Source organism: Staphylococcus sp. FW104-15G4D (assembly GCF_058790135.1).
Genome location: NZ_JBYTCH010000006.1, coordinates 1 through 12,993, shown reverse-complemented (window position 1 = coordinate 12,993; position 12,993 = coordinate 1). Strand labels below are relative to the sequence as shown.

Annotated in this window: 11 protein-coding genes, 8 tRNA genes and 1 rRNA gene; all 20 read left to right on the top strand. The window is 34.9% G+C overall.

Features of this window, described 5'->3' with window-relative positions; translation table 11 throughout:
- Positions 1-9: 9 nt before the first annotated feature.
- The 20 genes from divIC to AC3WQX_RS11450 all read left to right on the top strand — a co-directional run bounded on the left by divIC (position 10) and on the right by AC3WQX_RS11450 (position 12,844).
- Entirely contained in the window at positions 10-411 is a 402-nt protein-coding gene (divIC, locus tag AC3WQX_RS11545; RefSeq protein ID WP_002436818.1) for a cell division protein DivIC, read from the top strand.
- Positions 412-507: 96 nt separating this feature from the next.
- On the top strand, positions 508-912 hold the full coding sequence (locus AC3WQX_RS11540) for a S1 domain-containing RNA-binding protein (protein ID WP_002436830.1): 405 nt from the start codon (positions 508-510) through the stop codon (positions 910-912).
- A 201-nt stretch (positions 913-1,113) separates the two neighbouring features.
- Positions 1,114-2,400, top strand: a complete 1,287-nt coding sequence (tilS, locus tag AC3WQX_RS11535) for a tRNA lysidine(34) synthetase TilS (protein WP_023350805.1) — start codon at positions 1,114-1,116, stop codon at positions 2,398-2,400.
- Positions 2,401-2,415: 15 nt separating this feature from the next.
- Complete coding sequence (gene hpt, locus AC3WQX_RS11530; RefSeq protein WP_002436810.1) at positions 2,416-2,955, top strand: hypoxanthine phosphoribosyltransferase; 540 nt, start codon at positions 2,416-2,418, stop codon at positions 2,953-2,955.
- A 284-nt stretch (positions 2,956-3,239) separates the two neighbouring features.
- Positions 3,240-5,375, top strand: a complete 2,136-nt coding sequence (gene ftsH / locus AC3WQX_RS11525; protein WP_023350804.1) for an ATP-dependent zinc metalloprotease FtsH — start codon at positions 3,240-3,242, stop codon at positions 5,373-5,375.
- Positions 5,376-5,675: 300 nt separating this feature from the next.
- Positions 5,676-6,557 carry an Hsp33 family molecular chaperone HslO gene (gene hslO, locus AC3WQX_RS11520; RefSeq protein ID WP_002436823.1) on the top strand — a complete coding sequence of 294 codons (882 nt, stop codon included), beginning with the start codon at positions 5,676-5,678 and terminating at the stop codon, positions 6,555-6,557.
- A 321-nt stretch (positions 6,558-6,878) separates the two neighbouring features.
- Positions 6,879-7,811: a cysteine synthase A gene (cysK, locus tag AC3WQX_RS11515; protein WP_002436801.1), complete on the top strand. Its 933-nt coding sequence runs from the start codon at positions 6,879-6,881 to the stop codon at positions 7,809-7,811.
- Positions 7,812-8,118: 307 nt separating this feature from the next.
- Positions 8,119-8,922: a dihydropteroate synthase gene (gene folP / locus AC3WQX_RS11510; RefSeq protein WP_023350803.1), complete on the top strand. Its 804-nt coding sequence runs from the start codon at positions 8,119-8,121 to the stop codon at positions 8,920-8,922.
- A complete protein-coding gene (gene folB, locus AC3WQX_RS11505; protein ID WP_002436772.1) occupies positions 8,900-9,265 on the top strand; it encodes a dihydroneopterin aldolase in 366 nt (121 codons plus the stop codon). Before folP ends, folB begins: the two co-directional genes overlap by 23 nt.
- Positions 9,266-9,745 carry a 2-amino-4-hydroxy-6-hydroxymethyldihydropteridine diphosphokinase gene (folK, locus tag AC3WQX_RS11500; RefSeq protein WP_002436837.1) on the top strand — a complete coding sequence of 160 codons (480 nt, stop codon included), beginning with the start codon at positions 9,266-9,268 and terminating at the stop codon, positions 9,743-9,745.
- A 282-nt stretch (positions 9,746-10,027) separates the two neighbouring features.
- Complete coding sequence (lysS, locus tag AC3WQX_RS11495) at positions 10,028-11,515, top strand: lysine--tRNA ligase (protein WP_492740257.1); 1,488 nt, start codon at positions 10,028-10,030, stop codon at positions 11,513-11,515.
- A gap of 497 nt (positions 11,516-12,012) precedes the next feature.
- Positions 12,013-12,127 (top strand): 5S ribosomal RNA (gene rrf / locus AC3WQX_RS11490).
- Positions 12,128-12,140: 13 nt separating this feature from the next.
- A tRNA-Val gene (locus AC3WQX_RS11485) sits at positions 12,141-12,216 on the top strand.
- 5 nt (positions 12,217-12,221) lie between these two features.
- A tRNA-Thr gene (locus tag AC3WQX_RS11480) sits at positions 12,222-12,297 on the top strand.
- Positions 12,298-12,303: 6 nt separating this feature from the next.
- A tRNA-Lys gene (locus AC3WQX_RS11475) sits at positions 12,304-12,376 on the top strand.
- A gap of 18 nt (positions 12,377-12,394) precedes the next feature.
- Positions 12,395-12,469, top strand: a tRNA-Gly gene (locus tag AC3WQX_RS11470).
- A gap of 7 nt (positions 12,470-12,476) precedes the next feature.
- Positions 12,477-12,565: transfer RNA gene (locus AC3WQX_RS11465), tRNA-Leu, on the top strand.
- Positions 12,566-12,575: 10 nt separating this feature from the next.
- Positions 12,576-12,652: transfer RNA gene (locus AC3WQX_RS11460), tRNA-Arg, on the top strand.
- Between the two features lie 25 nt (positions 12,653-12,677).
- A tRNA-Pro gene (locus AC3WQX_RS11455) sits at positions 12,678-12,751 on the top strand.
- A gap of 17 nt (positions 12,752-12,768) precedes the next feature.
- Positions 12,769-12,844, top strand: a tRNA-Ala gene (locus tag AC3WQX_RS11450).
- Positions 12,845-12,993: the final 149 nt, after the last annotated feature.

Below are 12,993 nucleotides of genomic sequence, written 5' to 3'. Positions count from 1 at the left end.
TGACAAGCAATGAGCAAAAAAGTGGAGAATATAGGTAATCAGTATACATCGCAAGAAAATAAGAAAAAGCAACGTCAAAAAATGAAGATGCGTGTTGTTCGAAGAAGAATTACCGTTTTTGGCGGTATACTTTTGGCAATTATACTGATTTTATTAGTATTGCTTGTCATTCAAAGACATAGTAACGATCAAGATGCGGTGGAACGAAAACACAAAGAAGCACAATTTCAAAAGCAACAAGATGAGGAAATTGCATTAAAAGAAAAATTAAACAACCTTAACGATAAAGATTACATCGAAAAAGTTGCTAGAGATGATTATTATTTAAGTAATAAAGGCGAAGTTATTTTTAGATTACCAGGTGATAATAAATCCTCTAAATCTAAATCATCCGACGATGACGATAATTAGAGCAATAAAATAATCTGATTATAGCATTGTTAAATTACGCGAACAGGAATATAATAAGGATAAAATCGAATCTAACCAGGAGGATTTATTTAGAATATGTCAATCGAAGTAGGAAACAAACTTAAAGGTAAAGTTACAGGTATCAAGAAATTTGGTGCATTTGTAGAATTACCTGAAGGAAAAAGTGGTTTAGTTCATATCAGTGAAGTGGCTGATAATTATGTTGAGAATGTCGAAGACCACTTATCAGTTGGTGACGAAGTTGAAGTAAAAGTATTATCAATTGCTGATGACGGTAAAATTAGTCTATCGATTAAAAAAGCTAAAGATCGTCCTCGTAAACCTCACCACAATAATAAATCTAATCATGGGAGACCAGCTCAAAAAACTGAAGACTTTGAGAAGAAATTAAGTAACTTCTTAAAAGACAGTGAAGATAAATTAACTTCTATTAAACGTCAAACAGAGTCTCGTCGTGGCGGTAAAGGCTCAAGACGTTAAGATATAAATAGATTGAACAACCATCAATGTTACATCTTCTGTGAGATGTCGAATTAAGAACAATGTGCGATGGCAATGATATAGAAAATAATCGATGGTTAAACATGTAGCACTCTTACGGGGTGGGATGATGAATTCAAATATAACACTTTTGAATTCTCTCCTACTCCTATTTTATTTTTAGAAAAGAGAGGTGAGACGATGAAGTTAAATACGCAAGGATGGAACAACGATGCACATATCATTGTCGCAGTTTCAACTGGCATTGATAGCATGACATTATTACATAGTTTATTAAACCAGTACCATGATACCTATAAAACATTGACCTGTGTACATGTTAATCATGGATTACGAGCGCAATCAGTTGAAGAAGAAATATTTTTAAACGAGTATTGTCAAAAAAATCAAATTAAATTATATGTTAAACATCTCGACTTATCTAAAATAGTTGATAAAGGAAATAGTATTCAAAATGAAGCGCGTCGATTGCGGTATCAGTGGTTTGGAGAAGTCATTCGTGATTTAAATGCAGATGTATTACTTACAGCGCATCATCTTGATGACCAACTTGAAACGATTCTTTATAGGGTGCTGAGTGGTCGTTCAACTAGAAGCTCATTAGGAATGTCTGATATCTCGAACTATGAAGATTACCTTGTGTGTCGTCCTTTGCTGAACATTTACAAAAAAGACATCATCAATTACCAAGAAAAGTATCAGGTTCCATATTTTGAAGATAGTTCTAATCAAGATACGAAATATGTTAGAAATGATATACGACAACGGATTATCCCAAGTATTGATAACAATCCGTTTCTTGATTCCCATCACTTGTTAAAGTTAAAGGAGTGGCACGACAATGAACTACAATTGTTAAAAGAACATGCGCGTTACTTTGTCGCTCACTTTGTTTCTAAAAATGATAGCGTCGCGGGGTATACATTTTCAAGGGAAGCATTTAACCGACTTAATCCTAATGTTAAAACAACTGTGATGGATCAATTATTAGAGGATATAGTGACCCATTCAACTATTTCACAAAAAACGTATGACGAGTGGTTCCAACAAATCCAAAATGAAAAATCTCAATTTCATATCGATATTACAGATAAATGGATAATTCAAATTGCATATGATACATTAATAATAATGGCTAAATTAGAAGACAATATATATATAAAGCAAAATATTATGATAGACCGGCCAGGACTATATCAATTTAACGACTATGATATATGTATTAAGGAACACTTACCTCAGACGTCTTACCCTCTTAAAGTTCGTGCGAGACGTAATGGAGATATGTTCAAATTAAACGGGAGAAATGGACATAAAAAAGTGAGTCGTTTATTCATAGATCAAAAAATTCCTGCAATTGAACGGGAACAAATGCCAATAGTACTAACCTATTTAAATGAAATAGTAGCAATAGGCGAATTATATGTTCATGAGCAGTTTAAAGATTTAATTACGATTAAAAAATGATGGAGATGAATGATAATGCATAATGATTTAAAGAATGTTTTGTTAACTGAAGAAGACATTCAAAACATTTGTAAAGAATTAGGAGCGAAAATTACTGAGGACTATAAAGACCGTCCTCTAGTGTGTGTAGGTATTCTTAAAGGTTCAGTTATGTTTATGGCAGACCTTATCAAACGAATTGATACACACTTATCAATCGACTTTATGGATGTTTCAAGCTACCATGGTGGTACAGAATCAACAGGAGAAGTTCAAATTTTAAAGGATTTAGGTTCCTCTATAGAAAATAAAGATGTACTCATTATTGAAGATATTTTAGAAACAGGAACAACTTTAAAATCAATTACTGAATTGCTACAATCTCGTAAAGTAAGTTCTTTAGAAATTGTGACTTTATTAGATAAACCTAATCGACGTAAAGCAGACATTGAAGCAAAATATGTTGGTAAGAAAATTCCTGATGAATTTGTTGTAGGTTATGGTTTAGATTATGGGGAATTATATAGAAATCTACCATACATTGGTACTTTAAAACCTGAGGTTTACTCTAAATAGATTTCATTTAAATATATGACTTATTTATGAAGCGTATGTTACAACTATCCGTACGAGTTAATGTAGTGAAGACTCGATTTATATGTGATAAGCTTTTTTATCAAATTAACTAACGATAAACATGACGATAAATGAATGATTTAGATAGCATAATTAAAGAAATATATAGTTGAAATTGACTAAAATTGAACAATCAATACGAAAGTTGAAATACTAGCCTGTGTAAGAAGTATTGTGTTACAATTTTTGTTAGTTTTATTATTGGAAGTAGGAGGAAATGACGCATGCAGAAAGCTTTTCGCAATGTGCTAGTTATCGCAATTATAGGCGTTATTATATTTGGTCTATTTTCGTTCTTAAATGGTAACGGAAAAACACCAAAACAGCTTACATACACTCAATTTGTTAATAAGTTGGATAAAGGCGACTTAAAATCATTAGAAATCCAACCTGAACAAAATGTCTATATGGTAAGTGGTAAAACTAAAAATGATGAAGACTATTCATCAACAATTTTATATAACAATGAAAAAGACTTACAAAAGATCACTGATACAGCTAAGAAACAAGATGGTCTAAAATTTAAAGTTAAAGAAGAAGAAAAACAAAGTGTCTTTGTTAGTATTTTATCAACACTGATTCCAGTATTAATCATTGCATTATTATTTATTTTCTTCCTTAGTCAAGCCCAAGGTGGTGGCGGCGGAGGTCGTATGATGAACTTTGGTAAATCCAAAGCAAAAATGTACGATAGTAACAAACGTCGCGTTCGTTTCTCAGATGTTGCAGGTGCTGACGAAGAGAAACAAGAATTAATCGAAATTGTAGATTTCTTAAAAGATAATAAGAAATTTAAGCAAATGGGATCTCGAATTCCTAAAGGTGTTTTACTTGTAGGACCTCCAGGTACCGGTAAAACTTTATTAGCACGTGCAGTTGCAGGGGAAGCTGGCGCACCATTCTTCTCTATTAGTGGTTCTGACTTCGTAGAGATGTTTGTCGGTGTCGGTGCAAGCCGTGTTCGTGATTTATTCGAAAATGCTAAGAAAAATGCACCATGTATTATTTTCATTGACGAAATTGATGCAGTAGGACGTCAACGTGGTGCTGGTGTTGGTGGCGGTCATGACGAACGTGAACAAACACTTAACCAATTATTAGTTGAAATGGATGGTTTCGGTGAAAATGAAGGTATTATCATGATTGCTGCAACTAACCGTCCAGATATCTTGGACCCAGCGTTATTACGTCCAGGTCGTTTCGACAGACAAATTCAAGTTGGTCGTCCGGACGTTAAAGGACGTGAAGCCATTCTTCATGTACACTCTAAAAATAAACCACTTGATGAAACAGTAGACTTAAAAGCCATTTCACAAAGAACGCCAGGTTTTTCAGGTGCGGATTTAGAAAACTTACTTAACGAGGCTTCATTAATTGCTGCACGTGAAGGTAAAAATAAAATCGATATGCGTGATATAGAAGAGGCAACTGACCGAGTTATAGCCGGTCCAGCTAAGAAATCTCGAGTTATTTCTGAAAAAGAACGTAATATCGTTGCGCATCACGAAGCAGGACATACTATTATTGGTATGGTTCTTGATGAAGCTGAGGTCGTGCACAAAGTAACTATTGTCCCTCGTGGACAAGCTGGTGGTTACGCGATGATGTTACCTAAACAAGATCGTTTCTTAATGACTGAGCCAGAGTTACTTGATAAAATTTGTGGTTTACTTGGTGGACGTGTTTCTGAAGATATTAACTTCGGTGAAGTATCGACAGGTGCTTCCAATGACTTTGAACGTGCAACTCAAATTGCAAGATCAATGGTTACTGAATATGGTATGAGTAAGAAACTTGGACCGTTACAATTCTCTAGTAGCGGTGGTGGCCAAGTATTCCTTGGTAAAGATATGCAAGGAGAGCCTAACTATTCTGGACAAATTGCATACGAAATTGATAAAGAAGTGCAACGTATTGTTAAAGAACAATATGAACGTTGTAAACAAATCTTGTTAGAACATCAAGAACAACTTAAACTTATCGCTAAGACATTGCTTACTGAAGAAACGTTAGTTGCAGAACAAATACGTGCATTGTTCTATGACGGTGAATTACCTGAAGTAGATTATGATGCAGCTAAAGTTGTTAAAGATGAAGACACAGATTATAGTGACGGAAAATATGGTAAATCTTACGATGATATTCGTAAAGAACAGCTAGATGAAGGCGACGAGAAAGAAAAAGAAGATCGTAAAGAAAATCGTGATATCGAGCACGAAAGACGTCGACAACATAATGAAGACCACGATTATAAAGGTCAAGAGTCTGATCAAGACTCTGATTCTGATGTAACTGGTCATGAGCAGTCACCAAACATCGAAAAACCATATGATCCAAATAATCCAGATAATAGACATTAATTAAGTTAAATGAAGTCTCTTTCTACTCGTTCTTTGAAGAAGTAGGAAGAGACTTTTTTAGTGTGATACGTAGTTTATTGTAGAAATATATTAATATCAGTTTATGAGTTTATTATTTCAATAAGTTGCGAATGTCTGCTTTTCATATTATTAAATGTGTATTGAATTGATGTGCATTTTTCAAAATTGAGCAACACATTTCATATTACTAACCAACATATGTATAATAGCTACTCAGTAACGAATTAAAATGATTAAAATGAATGAGAATAGATTAAAAAATTAAAAGGAGAATGACTGATGACACATGATTATATCGTAAGAGGATTGGCTTATGACGGTGAAATTAGAGCTTATGCTGCAACTACAACTGAATCTGTGCAAGAAGCCCAAACAAGACACTATACATGGCCAACTGCTTCAGCAGCAATGGGACGTACGATGACTGCTACGGTAATGATGGGAGCAATGTTAAAAGGAGACCAAAAATTAACTGTAACGGTTGATGGTCAAGGACCAATTGGAAGAATCATAGCTGATGCCGATGCAAAAGGTAATGTACGTGCATATGTAGACCATCCACAGACGCACTTCCCTTTAAACGGACAAGGTAAATTAGATGTTAGACGTGCAGTAGGTACTAATGGTTCAATCCAGGTAGTTAAAGATGTAGGTATGAAAGATTATTTCTCTGGGGCGAGTCCAATTGTTTCTGGTGAACTAGGAGATGACTTTACGTACTACTATGCAACAAGTGAACAAACACCATCTTCAGTAGGTTTAGGTGTATTAGTGAACCCTGATAACTCAATTAAAGCTGCAGGTGGATTTATTATACAAGTTATGCCTGGTGCTAAAGATGAAACTGTTACAAAATTAGAAAATGCTATTAATGAAATGGAACCTGTATCTAAATTAATCGAACAAGGTTTAACTCCGGAAGGTATTCTTAATGAGATTTTAGGAGAAGATAACGTTCAAATTTTAGATACGACAACAGCACAATTTGAATGTAACTGTAGTCATGAGAAATTCTTAAACGCTATTAAAGGTCTAGGTGAAGCAGAAGTACAAAGTATGATTGATGAGGATCACGGAGCTGAAGCTGTGTGTCATTTCTGTGGAAATAAATACCAATATACTGAAAGTGAATTAGAAGATTTGTTAACAGCGATGAAATAATTCTGTATTGAATAAGTATGATTAAGTATTCAAAATTAAATAAAATTAGGCGAGGAGATAGTTAAACTGTAAAGATTGTTCATGAATGTGTCGTTTTTAAACATATATTAAGGTGGCGCGTATTGTACGATTTGGTGCAACTGTCTCCTAACGTTTAATTTGATTTCTTCAGGGAAAAATTCTAATGTATATGTTGAATATAGTTTTTTATTGAGAACAAGACAATTTTGTTTCTCTTTTTAGAAAATTCTGATAGAATATATCTATATCCGATAGGAAAACTAAGTTTTAATATTTATATAACAAAAAGGAGTGTTCTTAATGGCACAAAAACCCGTAGATAACGTTACACAAATTATTGGTAACACACCTGTAGTTAAATTAAGAAACGTAGTTGATGAAGATGCGGCAGATATTTATGTAAAATTAGAATATCAAAACCCGGGCGGTTCAGTAAAAGACCGTATTGCACTAGCAATGATTGAAAAAGCTGAACGTGAGGGCAAAATTCAACCTGGCGATACTATTGTAGAACCAACAAGTGGTAACACTGGAATTGGTTTAGCTTTCGTATGTGCAGCTAAAGGTTACAATGCTGTTTTCACAATGCCTGAAACAATGAGCCAAGAACGTCGTAACTTATTAAAAGCTTATGGTGCAGAACTTGTATTAACACCAGGGTCTGAAGCGATGAAAGGTGCTATTAAAAAAGCTAAAGAGCTTAAAGAAGAACACGGTTATTTCGAACCACAACAATTCGAAAACCTTGCAAACCCTGAAATTCATGAACTTACAACTGGTCCTGAACTTGTAGATCAATTCGAAGGTAAACAAATTGATGCATTCTTAGCAGGTGTAGGTACTGGTGGTACTTTATCTGGTGTTGGTAAAGTCTTAAGAAAAGAATACCCTAATGTTGAAATCGTTGCGATTGAACCAGAAGCTTCACCAGTATTAAGTGGTGGAGAACCAGGTCCACATAAATTACAAGGTTTAGGTGCTGGTTTCGTACCTGACACATTAAATACAGATATTTACGATAGCATTATTAAAGTTGGAAATGATACTGCGATGGATATGGCACGTCGTGTTGCTAAAGAAGAAGGTATCTTAGCAGGTATTTCTTCTGGAGCTGCAATATACGCAGCAATCCAAAAAGCAAAAGAACTAGGTAAAGGTAAAACAGTTGTAACAGTCTTACCAAGTAATGGTGAGCGTTACCTATCTACGCCTTTATACTCATTTGATGACTAAGATTTAATATTTGAATATATAGTAAGCTTTGCAAACGAAGATGTTGGTAAAGGTACTTTAAAAGTCGAGGTGTATAAAACTTTGGCTTTTAAGTCTCCTTTGATCCACATCTTCGTTTTTTATATTGTTAATTTTGTTGTTCTATAACACTGTTTTATCTTTCTAAATAAAAAATGTGCTCAAAATGTATGATAATGAATGATATGATTAATAGTAAATTGTGTAGTAGTTTGATTTGAATTTTCAAGAATAATAAGTTTTTATACATAACTTTGAAAAGAATTTCAATATAGAAAAGGTGAAACACATGACTAAAACAAAAATTATGGGCATACTTAACGTCACGCCTGATTCTTTCTCAGATGGAGGTAAATTTAATTCAGTAGACAAAGCTACTAAACGAGTAAAAGAAATGATTGATGAGGGTGTTGATATCATTGATATTGGTGGCGTGTCGACACGACCTGGTTATGAAGAAGTATCTTTGGAAGAAGAAATGGAAAGAGTTATTCCAGTTGTTAAAGCACTAGTACAATATGATATACAACTTTCAATTGATACATTTCGAAGCGAGGTTGCTGAAGCATGTCTCAAACTAGGTGCTACAATGATTAATGATCAATGGGCAGGTTTGTATGATCCCAAAATTTTTAAAGTTGTAGCTGAATATGGTGCTGAAATCGTTTTAATGCATAATGGGGACGGTCGAAGAGAAGACCCCGTCGTAGATGAAATGCTTACGTCACTTCTTGCTCAAGCTAATAAAGCTGAAATGGCAGGTATCCCACAAGAAAAAATTTGGTTGGATCCAGGAATTGGTTTTGCTAAAACACGCGATGAAGAAAATGAAGTGATGGCTCGTTTAGATGAACTGGTAGCAACTGAATATCCCATTTTATTGGCAACAAGCCGTAAAAGGTTTATTAAAGAAATGATTGGAACAGATACAACGCCATTAGAGAGAGATGAGGCCACAGGAGCAACAACTGCCTATGGTATAATGAAAGGTGTTAAAGCTGTTCGAGTTCATAACGTTCAGTTGAATGCGCGGTTAGCTCATAGTATGGATTTTTTAAAGGAGAATGAACATGAACGACATAATCTTTCTTAACGGTATGCGTTTTTATGGATATCATGGGGTGTTACCATCAGAAAATGAAATTGGTCAAATATTTATTGTAGATGTTACGTTGAAGGTCGACTTAAAAGATGCTGGTCAATCAGATGATGTTGCAGATACTGTAAATTATGGCGAAGTGTTTGAAGAAGTTAAATCAATTGTTGAAGGTAAGCCATCTAGATTGATTGAACATCTAGCTGAACGTATTGCAAAACGTATAAATTCACACTATAATCGTGTAATGGAAACGAAAGTTAAAATCACTAAAGAAAGTCCACCCATTCCCGGACATTATGATGGTGTAGGAATTGAAATAGTGAGGGAGAATTGCTAAATGGTTAAAGCGTTTTTAGGTTTAGGAAGTAATATTGGAGAACGTGAAACGCAACTTAAAGAAGCTATAAGGATTTTAAATCGTTTTGATAATATTAAAGTGACTCAAATCTCTGATATTTATGAAACTGAACCAGTGGGATACACTAATCAACCGAACTTTTTAAATTTATGTGTTGAAATAGATACAACATTAGATCCTCAATCTTTACTATCATGTTGCTTAAAAACAGAACAACAACTCCATCGAGTAAGAGTTAAACGTTGGGGGCCAAGAACTTTAGATGTAGATATATTATTATATGAAGATCAAATTATCGAAGAAGATAATTTATCGGTACCACATCCGAGGATGAATGAACGTTCGTTTGTGCTTATTCCTTTAAATGATATTGCTTCGAATCAAATAGAACCTCGTACCCATCTAACTATTGGCAATTTAGTAACCGCAGACGATACTGTTAAAAAGTATAATAAGTGAGCAGCAATAAAAACAAATATTTAATTTTTAGAGAAGTTGAAATAAAAGCATAAATTGCTTTATTACATTTACAACGTCTTGTAGAATTAAAAAGTGAGAAGATTGGCGTTGTGGAAATGATAAACCAAGATTGATGATATCTTATTGGTTTTAAAGATAAAGTTCATATAGCTTTAGATGAATCTAAAACCGAATAAGTATTTTATATGACTAACAAAATTTCTATCAAGAACGCATGGAACAACCCATAATTTAAACAATAAGCTTAAAGGAGAGAAAGTTATGTCAGAAGAAATGAATGACCAAATGCAGGTCCGTCGTCAAAAACTACAAGAATTAATAGATTTAGGAATAGATCCGTTCGGTCATCGTTTTGATCGTAGTGCTACTTCTAACGAGTTAAAAGAGCAATGGGATCAATTTTCAAAAGAAGAATTACATGAAACAGAGGACGAAAGTCACGTTGCAATTGCAGGTCGTTTAATGACAAAACGCGGTAAAGGTAAAGCAGGATTTGCACATATCCAAGATTTAGAAGGTCAAATTCAAATTTACGTAAGAAAAGACCAAGTTGGAGAAGAACAATTTGATATTTGGAAAATTGCTGACTTAGGTGACATTGTTGGAATCGAAGGTGTTATGTTTAAAACTAATACTGGTGAAATCTCAGTTAAGGCTAAGTCATTTACATTATTATCTAAATCATTACGTCCTTTACCAGATAAGTTCCATGGACTACAAGATATTGAACAAAGATATCGTCAACGTTATTTAGATTTAATAACAAACGAGGATAGTACACGTACATTTATTAATCGCAGTAAAATTATTCAAGAAATGCGTAATTATTTAAATAAACAAGGTTTCTTAGAAGTAGAAACACCTATGATGCATCAAATTGCTGGAGGTGCGGCTGCACGTCCATTTGTTACCCACCATAACGCATTAGATGCTACGTTATATATGCGTATAGCTATTGAATTACACCTAAAACGCTTAATCGTTGGTGGTCTTGAAAAAGTATACGAAATTGGCCGTGTATTCCGTAATGAAGGCGTATCTACACGTCATAATCCAGAATTCACAATGATAGAATTATATGAAGCCTACGCTGATTATCATGATATTATGGATTTAACTGAGAGCATGGTTAGACATATTGCTCAAGAGGTCTTTGGTTCAGCTAAAGTTTCTTATAATGATGAAGAAATAGATTTAGAGTCTTCTTGGAGAAGACTTCACATTGTTGATGCAGTTAAAGAAGCCACTGGCGTGAATTTCTATGATGTTAAAACTGATGAGGAAGCGGTAAGCTTAGCTAAAGAACATGGTATTGAGATTACTGAAAATATGAAATATGGTCATATTTTAAATGAATTCTTCGAACAAAAAGTTGAGGAAACGTTAATTCAACCTACATTCATTTATGGCCATCCAATTGAAATCTCTCCATTAGCTAAAAAGAATCCAGAAGATCCTAGGTTTACTGATCGATTTGAACTATTTATAGTAGGAAGAGAACATGCGAATGCTTTCACTGAATTAAATGACCCAATCGATCAACGTGAACGTTTCGAAGCACAACTTGTCGAGAAAGAACAAGGTAACGATGAAGCGCATGAGATGGATGAAGATTATATTGAGGCGTTAGAATATGGTATGCCTCCTACAGGTGGATTAGGTATCGGTATCGATCGTTTGGTAATGTTACTAACAGATTCACCTTCTATCAGAGATGTACTATTATTCCCTTATATGAGACAGAAATAATTTTCTAGTCTAGTACTATTTGCATCAATCATCTATATGGTGGTTGATGCTTTTTTTGTATTTAAAACGCTTTATTATTGAGGGTGAAAAGTCTATCAATTTGATAAATCTATAATGTGTGTAAGGAGTGCTATATAAAAAATTTCCATTACTAAGAAATATTATTATCATTTTTTAGGGGAAAGTAGTGATTTTTCACAATAAAATATACAAATGGATTTTAAAAATGCAAATATTATCATAGATTTAGCCTTTAGCTTATGGTAGAATATTACGAGTGAAATAAGTCAGGTGCATTTAAGAAATATAGATTAAAAACGATTGAAAAAAGTTCTATAAAAGTGTTGACTTGTTTATTTAAATGAAGTAACATATAAAAGTCGTCAAAAACGAGGACGCATGTTATGAAATTGTAAATGAAATTTTAACAAAGTGTAAAATTGACCGTTGCAAAGTCGTTTACAAGTGTGTATCATATATAAAGTAAGTTAATTTTGTCTGGTGACAATGGCAAGGAGGTCACACCTGTTCCCATGCCGAACACAGAAGTTAAGCTCCTTAGCGCCGATGGTAGTCGGGCTTACGTCCCGCTAGATTAGGACGTTGCCAGGCAATATTTGAAATAGGAGAATTAGCTCAGCTGGGAGAGCATCTGCCTTACAAGCAGAGGGTCGGCGGTTCGAACCCGTCATTCTCCACCATGATAGCCGGCCTAGCTCAATTGGTAGAGCAACTGACTTGTAATCAGTAGGTTGGGGGTTCAAGTCCTCTGGCCGGCACCATCTTTTGAGCCATTAGCTCAGTTGGTAGAGCATCTGACTTTTAATCAGAGGGTCAGAGGTTCGAATCCTCTATGGCTCATTACGATTTTATTTATATGCGGAAGTAGTTCAGTGGTAGAACACCACCTTGCCAAGGTGGGGGTCGCGGGTTCGAATCCCGTCTTCCGCTCCATTATTTTGCCGGGGTGGCGGAACTGGCAGACGCACAGGACTTAAAATCCTGCGGTGAGAGATCACCGTACCGGTTCGATTCCGGTCCTCGGCACCATCTTAATAAAGCGCCCGTAGCTCAACTGGATAGAGCGTTTGACTACGGATCAAGAGGTTATGGGTTCGACTCCTATCGGGCGCGCCATTTTATTATGATTATTAACTACATACGGGAAGTAGCTCAGCTTGGTAGAGCACTTGGTTTGGGACCAAGGGGTCGCAGGTTCGAATCCTGTCTTCCCGACTTCTTTCTAAATTTATGGGGGCTTAGCTCAGCTGGGAGAGCGCCTGCTTTGCACGCAGGAGGTCAGCGGTTCGATCCCGCTAGTCTCCACCATTTATAATTATCATTATAATAAATGAACATTGAAAACTGAATGACAATATGTCAACGTTAATTCCAATAAACGTAACAAAACGTTACAAACTATTTAGTATTTATGAGCTAATCAAACATCATAATTTTTTATGGAGAGTTTGATCCTG

Bases quoted from the DNA above. Each gene is read 5' to 3' on its own strand.
- folP (WP_023350803.1), top strand. From the start codon at position 8,119: ATGACTAAAACAAAAATTATGGGCATACTTAACGTCACGCCTGATTCT.
- hslO (WP_002436823.1), top strand. From the start codon at position 5,676: ATGACACATGATTATATCGTAAGAGGATTGGCTTATGACGGTGAAATT.
- hpt (WP_002436810.1), top strand. From the start codon at position 2,416: ATGCATAATGATTTAAAGAATGTTTTGTTAACTGAAGAAGACATTCAA.
- divIC (WP_002436818.1), top strand. From the start codon at position 10: ATGAGCAAAAAAGTGGAGAATATAGGTAATCAGTATACATCGCAAGAA.
- cysK (WP_002436801.1), top strand. From the start codon at position 6,879: ATGGCACAAAAACCCGTAGATAACGTTACACAAATTATTGGTAACACA.
- tilS (WP_023350805.1), top strand. From the start codon at position 1,114: ATGAAGTTAAATACGCAAGGATGGAACAACGATGCACATATCATTGTC.
- folB (WP_002436772.1), top strand. From the start codon at position 8,900: ATGAACGACATAATCTTTCTTAACGGTATGCGTTTTTATGGATATCAT.
- ftsH (WP_023350804.1), top strand. From the start codon at position 3,240: ATGCAGAAAGCTTTTCGCAATGTGCTAGTTATCGCAATTATAGGCGTT.
- lysS (WP_492740257.1), top strand. From the start codon at position 10,028: ATGTCAGAAGAAATGAATGACCAAATGCAGGTCCGTCGTCAAAAACTA.
- AC3WQX_RS11540 (WP_002436830.1), top strand. From the start codon at position 508: ATGTCAATCGAAGTAGGAAACAAACTTAAAGGTAAAGTTACAGGTATC.
- folK (WP_002436837.1), top strand. From the start codon at position 9,266: ATGGTTAAAGCGTTTTTAGGTTTAGGAAGTAATATTGGAGAACGTGAA.